Source organism: Meiothermus sp. CFH 77666 (assembly GCF_017497985.1).
Classification (GTDB): domain Bacteria; phylum Deinococcota; class Deinococci; order Deinococcales; family Thermaceae; genus Meiothermus.
Genome location: NZ_JAGDFV010000028.1, coordinates 1 through 13,074 on the forward strand (window position 1 = coordinate 1; position 13,074 = coordinate 13,074).

The following is a 13,074-nucleotide window of genomic DNA, read 5'->3' on the forward strand; positions in this document are numbered from 1 at the left end:
GGGGGACAACGTCACCTTCACGGTGGAGCTGATCAAGCCCATTGCCATGGAGGAAGGTCTGCGCTTCGCCATCCGCGAGGGCGGTCGCACCGTGGGTGCGGGTGTGGTGGCGAAGATTCTCGAGTAACGTGCTACACTATAGGCTTGCTGGCCCGGCCAGGCTTTAAGTCTGGCTGGGCCGAAGGCTGAAAGAGGAATGACATGGCAAGCGAAGTTCGAATCAAGTTGCTCCTGGAGTGCACCGAGTGCAAGCGCCGCAACTATGCGACGGAGAAAAACCGCCGCAATACCACGGCCAAGCTCGAGCTTAAGAAGTTTTGCCCCTGGTGCAACAAGCACCTGCCCCACAAGGAAGTAAAGGTCTAAGGCGGATTGTATGGCCCAAGAAAACGCCGCCCCCAAGCGTCCCCTCGGTGCTCGGATTATCAACTACTTCCGCGAGGCCCGCGCCGAGCTTTCCCGTGTCACCTGGTCAACCCGGCAGGAGATCATCGAATCTACGCAGGTCATCCTGGTCTTTGCGGTGGTGGCCATGGTGGTTCTGGGGCTGATTGACACCATTTTCCGCTTCATCACGGTGCGCCTGCCCTGAGGTTTTGGTGTGAGCTATGAGCATTGAATGGTACGCCGTCCACACCTATGTTGGCTACGAGGATAAGGTCAAACAAAACCTCGAGCAACGGGTGAAGGCCCTCGGTATGCAGGATAAGATCTTCCAGGTCTTGATCCCCACCGAGGAGGTCGTGGAACACCGCGAGGGGGGCAAAAAGGAGGTGATGCGCCGCAAGCTCTACCCCGGCTACATCTATGTGTTGGTGGATCTGGGCGACACCCCTGGCGAGGTCAACGAAGCCTGGGAAGTGGTGCGCAATACCCCTGGTGTAACCGGCTTCGTAGGCACGGCGACCCACCCCGTGCCCCTGACCCCCGACGAGGTTCAGCACCTCCTGGAAATTGCTGGCCTGGCTGGCAAGAAAGAAGCCCCCAAACCCCAGGTCACCTTCAAGGAAGGCGACGTGGTGCGGGTGGCCTCCGGCCCCTTCGCCGACTTTACCGGCGTGGTGGGCGAGGTCAACCTCGAGCGCCAAAAGGTCAAGGTGCTGGTATCCATCTTCGGGCGTGAAACCCCGGTGGAACTGGAGTTTTCGCAGGTAGTTCGCGCATAGCGCGAGCGCCAATAGCCAATGGCTGATTGCTGATAGCGAAACCCCGTAGCCTCTGGCTATTTGCTATCAGCTATGAGCAAGCGCAAGAGCGCCAAGGCGATAACACCACGAAGTTCGTGGGAGCCGATTAGCGAAAAAGGAGGAAATATCAATGAAAAAAGTTGCTGCTATGGTCAAACTGCAGCTTCCGGCGGGCAAGGCGACGCCAGCGCCCCCGGTAGGCCCGGCCCTGGGTCAACACGGGGCCAACATCATGGAGTTCGTGAAACAGTTCAACGCGGCCAGCGCCAACATGGGCGACGCTATTGTGCCTGTTGAAATCACCATCTACTCCGACCGCTCCTTCACCTTCATCACCAAAACCCCTCCGGCCTCTTACCTGATTCGCAAGGCCGCCGGCATCGAAAAGGGTTCCGGAAAGACCGGGCGTGAAAAGGTGGGCAAACTTACCTGGGAGCAGTGCCTTCAGATCGCCAAGCAGAAGATGGCCGATATGAACGCCAACGATGTGGAAGCTGCGGCCCGCCAGATTGCAGGTTCGGCCCGCGCCATGGGTGTGGAAGTAACGGGGGTGCCCCATGCCTAAGCACGGAAAGCGGTATCGCGCCCTGTTGGAAAAGGTAGACCTGAACAAGGTGTACTCGGTAGAGGAGGCCGCCGCCCTGATTCCCCAGATCAGGAGCGCCAAGTTCGACGAGACCGTCGAGGTGCACGTCAAGCTGGGCATTGACGCCAAGAAGTCTGACCAGAACGTGCGCTCTACGGTGGCCCTGCCCCACGGGACGGGCCGCAGTGTGCGGGTGCTGGCCATTGCCAAGGGTGACAAGATTGCCGAAGCCCGCGACGCGGGGGCCGACATCGCAGCGGGCGAAGAAATCATCCAGGAAATCCTGGACGGACGTTCTGACTTCGATGCGGTGGTGGCTACCCCCGACGTGATGGGAGCCGTGGGCTCTAAGCTGGGCCGGATCCTGGGTCCCAAGGGCATGCTGCCCAACCCCAAAGCGGGCACGGTGGGCTTCAACATCGGCGAGATGGTGCGGGAGATTAAGGCAGGTCGGATCGAGTTCCGCAACGACAAAACCGGCGTAGTACACGGCCCGGTGGGCAAAGCCAGCTTCGCCCCGGAAAAAATCGCCGAGAACGTGCGAGCCTTTATCAAGGCAGTGGAAAGCGCCAAACCCGATGGCGCCAAGGGCACCTACCTGCGCTCGGTCTATCTCTCCACCACCATGGGGCCCAGCATCAAGATAAGCCCCTCTGCGTCTCAGCAGTCTTAAGCACCATTAGGTACAAAGGCTCCCTGCAAGGGGAGCTTTTTTCCTGTAGGGCTTTCAGCCTCACTCTTGCGATTTACAGTTAAGAGCAGATTGCTATCATGTTACAAGCGAGCCTATTTGAAACCATGAAGCATACAAGTCGAACCAACCCCCGCCAAGCACATTCCGGTAGAGCCTGATGACCCCCATCCGTGCTCTCACTTTGAGCCTCGTGGTAGCGGGGGTGGTGTTTGGCCTGAAGTGGCTGGCCTATGCACTCACCGGTTCGGTAGCACTTTATTCCGATGCGCTCGAGTCTATAGTCAACATTGTGGCAGCAGGAGCCGCCCTGATTGCGGTGCTGGTTTCGCGTCGGCCCGCCGACAGCAATCATCCCTACGGCCATACCAAGGCCGAATACTTTTCGGCAGTGCTGGAAGGGGTCTTGATTGTGCTGGCAGCCCTGGCGATTGTGCGCGAAGCCTGGCCCAAACTGACCGCGCCGGAACCCGTTGCCGAGCTGGGCACGGGGATGCTGGTTTCGCTGGGGGCTTCAGGGCTCAATGCCCTCTTGGGCTGGTTCTTGATCCGAAGTGGGCGCAAAGCGCGTTCGCCCGCCGTGGTGGCCGATGGGCAGCACATTCTGACCGATGTATTGACTTCGGTGGGAGTACTGGTGGGGATTGGGCTGGCCTGGCTGAGCGGCTGGTGGGTGCTCGACCCGTTGCTGGCGATTGCGGTAGCCGTCAATATCTTGTGGGTGGGCTGGCGCCTGGTGCGGGATTCTGTGGGTGGTCTGATGGACGAGTCCATCCCCGAGCAAGAGCTAGCCGATATACGCGACGCTCTCAACTATGCCCTGGTTGGTCTGGTTTCCGAAGGCAGGGTTCTCGAGGTTCACGACCTTCGAACCCGCCGGGCAGGGCCTCGCACCTTTGTAGAGTTTCATTTGGTGGTGCCGGGAAGCACCTCGGTGGAGCAGGCCCATCAAATTTGCGACCGCCTCGAGAATGCCCTGAAAGCGCAGATAGACGGGGTTCATACCACTATCCACGTCGAGCCTGACCACAAAGCCAAGCATTCAACCTTCAGAATCGGTTAGGAAAGTGCTTCTCTTTCTACACCCGCCCCGCTGGTGTCCCTCTCGTGACTGCAAAAGGCCTGTTTAATGCATGGGGGCCGCAGGCCGACAAAGCAATCCAGGTGGTCACCAGCTCCACAGGCGGGCGGGGCGATCCGGATGGCTTCCCCTTCAGCTTGCCTCGAGGTCACCAGGACGGCTCGACTGCGGTATTTTGCTGGGGAGGCCGCCGGCGTTTCGGGGAACACGGCAGTGCCGGGGCATGCTCTTCGAGCAGTTCCCATGATGGCTTTCCGAACGACGCACTGGCCGAGCGACTACTCTCCAAGTCCTTTTTTGCCCAACCCACGCGAGTATTTGGGTTGCTTGATCTTGCTGTCATTCAGCCCAAAGCCTAGGGTTCCAAACACATGGCCGGTGGTGGGCTCAATCAGGTTGCGGTGGTCGCGGTAGAGGCGGGGGGTTTTCCAGAGGTAAAACAGGGCTTTCCAGTGGGGCAGCTCGTTGTAGCGCTCGGGCCAGAGTTCCTTGATTTTTTGCGCCACCAAATGGGCATATTTAGGGGAAAGTGCGGGAAATACATGGTGTTCAATATGGTAGCCAAAGCCTAGGGTGAGCCACTCGAGCCACCGCGGGTTGCGCACGGTCAGGCTGTTTAGCAGCGGGTCGTTGGTCTCGGTAATGGGGTTGAGCAGGTGGTTGGTGGCGATGAAGCTCATGGCGATGAAGTTGGCAAGGAGCCAGGGAATAACAAACACAAACAAGAAATTCAGGGGCCCCACCATAAAGAGCACCACAAGCCAGACCAGCACAGGTAAAACCGCTTGAAATACTACGATGGGGCGCTCGGCAGGCTTGAAGTCGGGCAAAAAGCGCCGGAGCATCATGTGGGCATGAAAGGTAAACCAGAACGTAAAGGAGAAAAACAGGAAAAAGCTGCGAAGCGCAGGCACCTGACGGAACATCCATTTCACGAAAGGCTTCTGGATGGCCGCCTCGAGGGCCCCCATGGCATCGGGGTCGTCTTCGGGGTGTTGGGTGTGGCCGTGATGCTCAACATTGTGCCACTTGCGCCAAAGCCTGGCCCCCACCATCAGCGGTAAAAAAGCGATGGTTCCGGTAATTGAGCGCACAATGGGATTCTTGGTCACAGCGCCATGCAAAATCTCATGCGCCAGAAACCCCAGGCCAATGAACGAGTATCCCACGCCCAACGACAACAGCAGTTTGAGCAAAACGTTAGGGGTTGCCACAATGCCCCACACGCACAAGCCGAATAGGGCCAGAAATACCGGCAGATAGGCCAGCCGAGCCGGAACAGGCTCAAAAAAGTGACGTGGCAGTCGGTCTTTTAAGGCTTTGGTGTACTCGCGTAGATGCTGCTCTTCAGTCATAGATACTCCTGCTGATTAGGGTTTGAATGGGGGCAGTATACGACAAAACAATCCCCGGGTTTTCAATACGCTGTTTGAACGCCGTATAAAAAAAGCCCCCCAGTTGTTGGGAGGCCTTGGCTTGCGGAACAGTTACGCCACTTTCACATTTTTGGCCTGGGGGCCCTTGCCATTCTTGCCGGGTTCGATCTCGAACTCTACGCGATCCCCCTCGTTGAGGCTCTTGAAGCCCTGACCCTGGATGGCAGTGAAGTGCACAAACACATCAGGGCCACCTTCCTGGGCAATGAAACCGTAACCTTTTTCCGCGTTGAACCACTTAACAGTACCTTTGTTCATTTACTACTCCTGATGTCCTACTGAAACCTGCTGGTTTTAGGGGGACACCGAAGGTTAGCATACCCCCGTCGGAAAAGTCAATGCTCGCTGAACGTCCGCACACGTCTTTACGCACCGGCTTCCGCATATGGCCTCATATGGCACTTCCAGGATTCGCGCAGCTCAAAAGTATTCCTCGACTCGCTCAATGGTTTGACTATCCTGACGGTAAGTGAAACGCATCTGTGGTTTGCTGCCCTGTAAAACCTGAGGCAGCCAGTAGGGGGCATCGGCCCACATCTGCTGCAGCGGGAGTTCGTCCAGGCCGAACCATTGGGGCCGGATTTCGCTGGATTCCTGGGGCTCCCCCTCCCAGAACTCGAGGCGAAATACGTGTACAATGCGGTTCCAATCTGGGCAAGCAGGAAACAAAAACTCCAGTTGGGCTGCATACCAGAGGTTGTGCGGTTTGGCCAGCAAGCCCGACTCTTCCTGTAGCTCGCGCACAGCAGCCATGGCCAGGGTCTCGTTGGCCTCGAGCTTTCCACCAAAACCCCCGTACTTGCCTGCCCCAAAACCAGCCTTTTTGAAACCCAGCAAGATACGGTGCTGGGGCCGATCCAGCGGCAGCACCAGCACGTTAACCAGCATCACTCCCCCGCAGCGTGGCGCTTGCGCAACAAGGCATGAAAGGTTTTCATGGCCCCCAGGGCATTGGGAAAGCCTACAAACAGTGCCGACTGAATGATGGTCTCGCGCACTTCCCGCTCGGTGGCGCCGTTGCGCAGGGCCCCTTCCAGGTGGGTGGCGATTTCCTTGGGAGCCCCCAGGGCAATCAGGCTGGTAATGGCCAGCAGTTCACGGGTCTTGAGGTCCAGGCCGGGGCGGGCCAGCACCTCTTCATAAGCGAAATCGCGGATGTAAGCGTAGAGATCGGGGTCAACCTCGATAAGGGTTTGCTCGATAGCTTCCAGGTTATCGCCCCATATGGCTTTGCGAACGCTCATGGCGCATAGCATACCGTCAAAGGCTCCCGCTATTCGATTGACTCGTTTCTTGCACCCTGTATACCCCGCGCAAACACTCGCCTCTTCTCAACTCCGTTTGAGCGCCTGTTTAAAAACCTGGGGGGCAAACTCAGTCAAGGCCCGCAAAATCCCGTTGATGCCGCGAGCCCGGCCCGGCGTGATGTAGACCGGCACCCCCAGGCGTTGGGCTTCCAGTCGGACTGGCTCGGAAAGGTCGTGCCCCACGTAGCTACTGATGATCAGAAGGCCGTGGGCTCGCTGCAAGCGGCTCTGTACCCGGCGCATGAACTCCCGCCCAACGGCATAGCTGTCGGAGTCAAACCAGTCCAGCTTCAGGCCTTGAGCCTCCAGCAGAGGCACCATGCGGCTTCTGAGCTGGGTGTGGCCCCCCACCACAATCAGGTACTCGTTGTGAAAGCGCGGCAATCCCTCGCGAATCAGGCCCTCCAAGGTTGCGTCCGCCAAAGTGTCCAGCGAACCCTCGAGCGCTGAGAGCTTCCTGGAGGTCGCTTTGAGTTCGTCGAGGTAGAGCTCCAGGTCGGGGTCTTTGGGATTCAGAAAAATCAGGTTGCGGAGTATTTCGCGTGAGAGTTGCAGGTCTTTTTCCGAGTAGTAGGCGACCTCGAGGGCTTTGCGCCACACCTTTGCAGCGCTCTCGTAGGCCCCGGTGCGTTCGTAGTGCTCGGCCAGGTCGTAGAGCACCTCGAGGGCCTCGGGGTTCCGCTCCCTCTCCGATAGCAACAGACCTTCCGCCCCCAGGGTTTGCCCGGCTGCGTACAGCGCAGCCAGGTAACGCCCTCGCACGGTCTCGGCCTCAGCGCTTTGAGAAAAGTTACGGGATAATCGGTAGGCCAGCTCGAGGTGCTCTAAAGGAGGTTCGGTAGTCCGCTCGAGCTGTTGCGCCAGCATGCGAAAAGCCTCCCAGGGCCCCTCCAGTTTCTCTACCAGTCTGAGTACAGGCTCCACGTCTGCAAAGTGCTGCAGACCCGCCTCACGCACCCCTCCCAAAAACTCCCGGGCCAGTGCGGGCTCCTCAGCAGCGAGGGCCTCCTGGGCCAGCCTGTACAGCTCAGGGGCCGCATAAGCCCTTTTTGCATGGGCTCGTTTGTGCTCACCCAATACTTCCAGTAGAGGAGCACCCAGCGCACGCTTAGAAGCAGCCAGAAGGTTGTATGCCGTGCCAGCCACCTCTCCTTTGAGGCCCGGCGCAGCCCGCTCGAGATAGCGCACCGCCTCCTGGTGCCGGCCCTCGCGGTGGCGGAGCATACCCAGGGCCAGCAGAGCGGTGGCGTCCTCAGCCCGGGCTACGGCATCGGTCAGGTAGGGTTCTACCTCTTTGAGATCATGCAGGGGCACATTATGCAACGCCTCTGGTACCCGCACCTTTAAACCCGCCAGGGCCAATCCCAGGGCCCCTTGAGACTCACCCAAAACGTATAACTGCTGAGCATAACGGGCTGCCCGACCCCACAAGCCCTGCTGCAACGCTGCCTGCAAACCAAGCCGCAGCAAAGAGCGCGAGAGGAGGCCGGGCGATAAGTCCTCGACAAACTCCACCAGCCGGCTCACTTCGCTCCACTCGCCATCTCGAGTGAGCCTAAGAATGCGTTCCTCGAGGCGCTCGAGAGCGTTTTGCAGGTACACGCGGGCCTCGGGCTGTTCACACTCGCTTAGCTGTCGGAGCGCTTCCGATAGCCGTCCCAGCCCCAGATAGGTTTTTCCGAGCGCTAGTCGGTAGCGTTGCCCCCGGCTGGCCAGTGCCTCCAGCCGGGACAGAGCCCGCTTGAAATCGCCCTGCTCGACCCAGCACAACACCCGTAGGTCTTCGGCCTCTGGAAGGGCAGCCAGCGCCAACGCCTCGTCGGCCTCGGCATAGCGCGACAATGCCCACAAAGCCCGTCCGCGCAGGTAGGCTAGGGCCCCCTGCACCCCCTGAGGCAGCCGGGCGAGCACCTCGGCATAAGCCTCGGCCTCGAGCAGCGCCTTGATCTCCGCCTCCGAAGGTATCTTTGAGCTACGCTCGAGGGCTACCGGGCTCGGATTGGGGGCAGAAACCTGCGGGGGATCAGGCCAGGCCTCTTGTAAAACCTCCGGCATCACGGCACTGACCAGTGAATAATCGCCCTCGCCTACAAGTTCAACCTGGGCAAAGCCCAGCCTCTGCAGGATACGCTGCACGGCGCCGTGGTTTTTCCCCAAATAAGGGCCATGTCCATAAAGCAGCAGCCCCCCCGGCTTGAGCAGGCCCTCCAGGCCGCGTAGCCGTCGGGGCAGGTCAAAGTGCTCCAGAAAAGCAGCCTCCTCCAGGCTCGAGGGTAGGTCGCCCAGGTATCCTTCGGGCAGGCTGGATAGCAACAGCACAGCATCCATTGGGGGCAGGTCTAGCTGGGCAGGAAACCACCCCTCGTGCCACTCTACGGCCTCACCGGTACGAGCCCGACCCAAGATAACTGCCTCCGACACCCCTTCCAGGGCATGCCAGTTCAGTTCCGGGCGGGCTTCCTGCAACAGATGCACCAGGGCCCCGGTAAACGCCCCAACCTCCAGCACCCGGCCCTCCGAAGGGAGCAGGGAGGGAATGGTTCGCACGTAAAACTCTGTAAAAGGCAGATGCATGGCATACACCAGACCCTCGAGCCGCTCCTTAGGGTGGCTCAGCACCGTAGCATAAAAACTTCGCACCGCCTCCAGGTCGCCCCCGGTGGCTTCCTGGTAGGCTCTCCAGGCATTCAGGATGGGTTTTCGTCGGGAAGGACTCCCGATGCGCCTGGCCAGCTCGCTCTCGAAGCGGCCCGGCGAAAGGGGGAAGTCGCGGTGAAACTGGCTGCGGAAGTATTGCTTTACGCGGGTCTCCATCCTGCACCTCGCAAACCGGGGATACGGTTGGAGGGTATTTTGGCAAGCCGGAGTCAAGCTGTAAATAGCCTGGGCTTCTCATACCCAATCCATCCGAACCCCTTGCCTTCTCCCCTCGGCGGGAGAGGGTGGCGACACTCCGCAAACACCATTTGCGAACGGCTAAGAGCACACCACTGACATTACCGGGGTGTAGCCGGATGAGGGGTCTCAGGAAGGCCTCTCAAAATCCAGGTGAAGTTGGTATCAATGGGCAAGGAATCCCAGAAGCCCACCCCCTATTTTGCCCGCGCAAACCACACCTTCTGCCCTGGGCGCAGTTGGGCCAGCCAGGGCAGGTCGGCAGGGTGCACCCGCGCTGGTTTGGCGTAGCCGCCAATCCGGCCCCGGTCATTGAGCAGCACAATGGGCTGCCCCTGGGTGGTAATCTGCACCGCACCGAGCGGCGTGGCCTCGCTAATCAGCTCGCCGCCAGGCACCTCCGGCCCCGCCAGGCGAAGGCCCATCCGGTCGCCCGATACCAGCTCGTAAGGGGCCGCACACAGGGCTTGCAGGGCCTCTGGGGTGTACTGCGGCCCCGGCAGCAGGCGAACCCGCCTAGGCATAAGGGCGGGCTGGCTCAGCGCAAACCCCGCTCGAGCCCCCCTGGGTACCGCCACGCCCAGCACATCCCCCGGCTGCAAGGCCCGCCCCACCCGTCCCTTGAGGTCGGTACTGGCACTGCCCCAGAAACGCTCGCTCTCGATACCACCGGCCAGCGCCAGGTAGCCGCGGGCCCCTTCCCCGGTGGGCCGGAAGCAGAGCCAATCCCCCTTTCGCAAGGCAAAGCTCTGGGCCCCCATCACCGGCTCGTCGTTGATCAGCGGCAGCATCCCGTAGCCCGCAAAGGCCACCACCACCGGCGAGAGTACGCTCAGCACCGGGCCGCGCAGGGTGAACTCGAGCAATGGCGCCTGTGCCGGGTTCCCCACCAGCCGGTTGGCAAGCCCCGCCGAACGTGCATCCAGGGCCCCCGAGGCCGCCAACCCAAAGCGCCCCGCCATCTGCCGCCCGCCATCCATCACCAGGTCAAGCAGGCCCGGCTCCTCCACCCGCAAAACCGGGTGCAGCGGTTCGCCGGGCAGCAGGGGCCGCACGGGGGGTACTTCGGGGGTCGAGCCCTGGGCAGGCACGAACCGCACCTGGTCGCCCGCTTCCAGCAGAAACACACGTTCCCGCTGGGGGTTGTAAACCTGAGTCAGCGCAGTGCCAATCAGATGCCAGCCCCCTGGCGAGGGTAGCGGATAAATCCCGGTCTGGTTGCCGGCAATGGCCACCGCATGGGCCGGCACCAGGGCCCGTGGGCTGCGGCGACGGGGCAAGCAAAGCGGCTCTGCTAGCGGCCCCAGAAAGGGGAACCCCGGCGTGAAGCCGGTGGCAAACACCCGGTAAACCGGGGTGCTGTGCAGGCGCACCACCTCTTCTACCGAGAGGCCGGTCTCCTGCGCTACCCAGGGCAGGTCGGGCCCATCGTAGCGCACGGGAATCTCGACCTGTCTGCCAGGCTGGGGGCCTGGCGACTCTTTCAGGTGTTGCTGCACCCAGCGCTCTACCTGTGCCCTGGAGACCCGCTCGGCATCGTACTCGAGGTACAGGTTCACGTAGCCGGGCACCAGGTCGGTCACCCCTGGCAGCAGGTCGGCCAGCAAGGCCTGGACCAGGCCCCGCAGTCTGGCGTTTGCCTCGAGGTCGAGCTGTTCGGAGAAGGGTAGATAAAAACCGGTCAGGGTCATGAGAGGCGCCGCAGGCAGGTTGTGGATAGCCGGGTGAATAACGGTTCAGTAGGTCTGGATGGTGATGCCCTCGGCCCGCAGGGCCTCCCGAATAGCCCTGGCGATCTCCACCGCGCTGGGGTTATCCCCGTGGATGCACAGGGTCTGGGTGCGTACCGGCACCACCCCCCCGTCCACCGCTTCCACCTCGCCCCGCACCACCATCTGCACCGCCCGCCGTGCCGCCTCGGCTGGGCTATGAATCCAGGCCCCCGCCGTGCCTCGGGGTGCCAGCCGCCCATCGCGGCTGTACCCCCGCTCGGGAAAAGCCTCTGCAATGGTGCGGAGCCCGAGCTTCTGAGCCTCGGCCTCGAGCGGCGTATGGGGCAACACCACCAGGGGTAGCTGGGGGTCATAATCTTTCACGGCCTGGGCGATGGCCCGAGCGGTCTCGGGGTCTTTGGTAGCCCGGTTGTAGAGGGCCCCGTGGGCCTTGATGTGGTGCAGGGCTATCCAGGCCACCTTCAAGAAAGCACTCAGGGCCCCCACCTGGTAGAGCACATCGGCGTATACCTCGTCAGGGGTGGCGGCCAGCTCCCGCCGCCCAAAGCCCACCAGGTCGGGAAAACCAGGGTGCGCCCCCACGGCCACCCCGGTCTGCTGGGCAAGCTTCAGGGTGTGCCGGATGGTCATGGGGTCGCCCGCATGAAACCCACAGGCCACGTTCACCGAGCTAATCAGGGGGAACAGTTCTTCGTCCCGCCCCAGCTTCCAGTGGCCAAACGATTCGCCTGCATCGGCGTTCAGATCTATCTGCATGGAACCTCACTTGTAAATAGTCAATGGTCAATAGTCTATGGTCTATAGCCTATGGACGACTGGCTACTTGTCCCACACCGGCCTTCAGCTATCCTCAGCCGCCCGTCATGGTCCGGGGCAACCAGGTCACAATCTCCGGAAACACCGTGATAAGGGCTGCCGCCAGCAGCAGCATGAACAAAAAGGGCAGGGCCGAGCGGGCAATGGTAAAGATGTCTCGCCCCGAAAGGCCTTGCAGTACAAACAGGTTGAAGCCCACCGGCGGGGTAATCTGAGCCAGCTCCACTGCAATCACCAGAAAAATGCCGAACCACAGCAGGTCTATGCCCACAGCCTTGGCCAGGGGCAAAATCACCGAGGTGGTAAGCACGATGATAGAGATGCCGTCCAGAAAGGCCCCCAGCACCAGAAACAGGGCCATTAGCACCGCCAGGAGGGCATACTTGGAAAGCCCCAGTTCGCCCACCCAGGCGGCCAGGGCCGCCGGGATGCCGGTAAAGCCCATGGCAATGGAGAGCACCGCCGCCCCGGCCAGAATGAAGCCGATCATGCTGCTGGTGCGCACCGCCCCCATCAGGCTCTCGAGCAAGCCCTGCCAGCTCAGGCTACGGCTCCAAAAGGCAATGATCAGGGCTCCCAGAACCCCCAGGCTGGCCGCCTCGGTAGGGGTGGCCACGCCCGCGTAAATGGAGCCAATGACTGCTATCATCAAAAGCAGCACCGGCAGGATCTTCAAGAGCCCGCGCAGGCGCTGCCCCAGCGGCATGGGCGGGTCGGGTGGGGGCATCTTTGGTGCGTTGAGAAGCCCCGCCAGCATTACCCAACCCATGAACAAGAGCATTACCAAAAGCCCTGGCAGCAACCCCGCTATGAAGAGCCGGGCCACCGAGACCTCGGCGGCCACCCCGTAGACAATCATCATCACCGAGGGCGGAATCAGCAGGCCCAGCGTACCCGAGCCAGCCAGCGAGCCCAGCACCATTCGCTCGGGGTAGCCCCGTCGCAAGAGCTCGGGCAGAGCAATTTTGCCCACGGTGGCAGTGGTGGCCGCCGAAGAGCCGATAACCGCAGCAAAGATGCCCGAGGCCAGCACGTTGATGTGGAGCAGGCGGCCCGGAATGCTGCGCAGCCAGGGAGAAAGCCCCTCGAAGAGGTCGGCAGCCAGGCGCGTGCGGTAGAGAATCTCGCCCATCCAGATAAACATGGGCAAGGCCGCCAGCGACCAGCTCGAGACCGATGTCCACAGGCTGCTGGCCACACTGGCCCCTGGCGGGGTGTTGGTGAAGAACTGCAAACCCACCCAGCCCACCCCCAGCAAAGCCAGGGCAATCCAGACCCCGCTGCCCAGGAACAAGAGGAGCAGCAGCACCAGCAAAAGCGCCACCTGGGTCAGTTCCACAAG

The 13,074-nt window shown here is 61.2% G+C and carries 14 protein-coding genes and 1 pseudogene; 7 read left to right on the forward strand and 8 right to left on the reverse strand.

Going from position 1 to position 13,074, the window contains the following annotated elements; genetic code table 11:
- The 7 genes and pseudogenes from tuf to J3L12_RS13235 all read left to right on the forward strand — a co-directional run.
- Positions 1-127: pseudogene (gene tuf / locus J3L12_RS13205) on the forward strand (elongation factor Tu); the annotation flags it as partial.
- 74 nt (positions 128-201) lie between these two features.
- Complete coding sequence (gene rpmG / locus J3L12_RS13210; RefSeq protein WP_208015524.1) at positions 202-366, forward strand: 50S ribosomal protein L33; 165 nt, start codon at positions 202-204, stop codon at positions 364-366.
- Positions 367-376: 10 nt separating this feature from the next.
- Positions 377-592, forward strand: a complete 216-nt coding sequence (gene secE / locus J3L12_RS13215) for a preprotein translocase subunit SecE (RefSeq protein WP_208015525.1) — start codon at positions 377-379, stop codon at positions 590-592.
- Between the two features lie 16 nt (positions 593-608).
- Positions 609-1,166, forward strand: a complete 558-nt coding sequence (gene nusG / locus J3L12_RS13220) for a transcription termination/antitermination protein NusG (RefSeq protein ID WP_208015526.1) — start codon at positions 609-611, stop codon at positions 1,164-1,166.
- Between the two features lie 151 nt (positions 1,167-1,317).
- Positions 1,318-1,752: a 50S ribosomal protein L11 gene (gene rplK, locus J3L12_RS13225; RefSeq protein WP_208015527.1), complete on the forward strand. Its 435-nt coding sequence runs from the start codon at positions 1,318-1,320 to the stop codon at positions 1,750-1,752.
- Positions 1,745-2,446, forward strand: coding sequence for a 50S ribosomal protein L1 (gene rplA / locus J3L12_RS13230; protein WP_208015528.1), 702 nt, complete (start codon positions 1,745-1,747; stop codon positions 2,444-2,446). Before rplK ends, rplA begins: the two co-directional genes overlap by 8 nt.
- A gap of 178 nt (positions 2,447-2,624) precedes the next feature.
- A complete protein-coding gene (locus J3L12_RS13235; RefSeq protein WP_208015529.1) occupies positions 2,625-3,527 on the forward strand; it encodes a cation diffusion facilitator family transporter in 903 nt (300 codons plus the stop codon).
- Positions 3,528-3,823: 296 nt separating this feature from the next.
- On the opposite strand, the gene J3L12_RS13240 is transcribed toward J3L12_RS13235, so the two are convergent.
- From J3L12_RS13240 to J3L12_RS13275, 8 genes are all read right to left on the reverse strand, one after another.
- Positions 3,824-4,900 (reverse strand): fatty acid desaturase, encoded by a 1,077-nt coding sequence (locus tag J3L12_RS13240; protein WP_208015530.1) that lies wholly within the window; start codon positions 4,898-4,900, stop codon positions 3,824-3,826.
- A 132-nt stretch (positions 4,901-5,032) separates the two neighbouring features.
- Positions 5,033-5,239, reverse strand: coding sequence for a cold-shock protein (locus tag J3L12_RS13245; RefSeq protein ID WP_119340863.1), 207 nt, complete (start codon positions 5,237-5,239; stop codon positions 5,033-5,035).
- Between the two features lie 162 nt (positions 5,240-5,401).
- Complete coding sequence (locus J3L12_RS13250; protein ID WP_243455242.1) at positions 5,402-5,869, reverse strand: NUDIX domain-containing protein; 468 nt, start codon at positions 5,867-5,869, stop codon at positions 5,402-5,404.
- Positions 5,869-6,225, reverse strand: coding sequence for a carboxymuconolactone decarboxylase family protein (locus J3L12_RS13255; protein ID WP_208015532.1), 357 nt, complete (start codon positions 6,223-6,225; stop codon positions 5,869-5,871). The genes J3L12_RS13250 and J3L12_RS13255 overlap by 1 nt, the downstream gene beginning before the upstream one ends.
- An 87-nt stretch (positions 6,226-6,312) precedes the next feature.
- A complete protein-coding gene (locus J3L12_RS13260; RefSeq protein WP_208015533.1) occupies positions 6,313-9,102 on the reverse strand; it encodes a DUF2325 domain-containing protein in 2,790 nt (929 codons plus the stop codon).
- Positions 9,103-9,380: 278 nt separating this feature from the next.
- Positions 9,381-10,874 (reverse strand): 5-oxoprolinase subunit PxpB, encoded by a 1,494-nt coding sequence (gene pxpB, locus J3L12_RS13265; protein WP_208015534.1) that lies wholly within the window; start codon positions 10,872-10,874, stop codon positions 9,381-9,383.
- A gap of 45 nt (positions 10,875-10,919) precedes the next feature.
- Entirely contained in the window at positions 10,920-11,672 is a 753-nt protein-coding gene (locus J3L12_RS13270) for a 5-oxoprolinase subunit PxpA (protein ID WP_208015535.1), read from the reverse strand.
- A gap of 94 nt (positions 11,673-11,766) precedes the next feature.
- Positions 11,767-13,071 (reverse strand): TRAP transporter large permease subunit, encoded by a 1,305-nt coding sequence (locus J3L12_RS13275; protein ID WP_208015536.1) that lies wholly within the window; start codon positions 13,069-13,071, stop codon positions 11,767-11,769.
- Positions 13,072-13,074 lie beyond the last annotated feature (3 nt).

What these genes read in the sequence shown, in the direction of transcription:
- rplA (WP_208015528.1), top strand. Translation starts at nt 1,745, where the DNA reads ATGCCTAAGCACGGAAAGCGGTATCGCGCCCTGTTGGAAAAGGTAGAC.
- J3L12_RS13245 (WP_119340863.1), bottom strand. Translation starts at nt 5,239, where the DNA reads ATGAACAAAGGTACTGTTAAGTGGTTCAACGCGGAAAAAGGTTACGGT.
- pxpB (WP_208015534.1), bottom strand. Translation starts at nt 10,874, where the DNA reads ATGACCCTGACCGGTTTTTATCTACCCTTCTCCGAACAGCTCGACCTC.
- nusG (WP_208015526.1), top strand. Translation starts at nt 609, where the DNA reads ATGAGCATTGAATGGTACGCCGTCCACACCTATGTTGGCTACGAGGAT.
- J3L12_RS13250 (WP_243455242.1), bottom strand. Translation starts at nt 5,869, where the DNA reads ATGCTGGTTAACGTGCTGGTGCTGCCGCTGGATCGGCCCCAGCACCGT.
- J3L12_RS13260 (WP_208015533.1), bottom strand. Translation starts at nt 9,102, where the DNA reads ATGGAGACCCGCGTAAAGCAATACTTCCGCAGCCAGTTTCACCGCGAC.
- rpmG (WP_208015524.1), top strand. Translation starts at nt 202, where the DNA reads ATGGCAAGCGAAGTTCGAATCAAGTTGCTCCTGGAGTGCACCGAGTGC.
- rplK (WP_208015527.1), top strand. Translation starts at nt 1,318, where the DNA reads ATGAAAAAAGTTGCTGCTATGGTCAAACTGCAGCTTCCGGCGGGCAAG.
- J3L12_RS13235 (WP_208015529.1), top strand. Translation starts at nt 2,625, where the DNA reads ATGACCCCCATCCGTGCTCTCACTTTGAGCCTCGTGGTAGCGGGGGTG.
- J3L12_RS13255 (WP_208015532.1), bottom strand. Translation starts at nt 6,225, where the DNA reads ATGAGCGTTCGCAAAGCCATATGGGGCGATAACCTGGAAGCTATCGAG.
- J3L12_RS13240 (WP_208015530.1), bottom strand. Translation starts at nt 4,900, where the DNA reads ATGACTGAAGAGCAGCATCTACGCGAGTACACCAAAGCCTTAAAAGAC.
- J3L12_RS13270 (WP_208015535.1), bottom strand. Translation starts at nt 11,672, where the DNA reads ATGCAGATAGATCTGAACGCCGATGCAGGCGAATCGTTTGGCCACTGG.
- secE (WP_208015525.1), top strand. Translation starts at nt 377, where the DNA reads ATGGCCCAAGAAAACGCCGCCCCCAAGCGTCCCCTCGGTGCTCGGATT.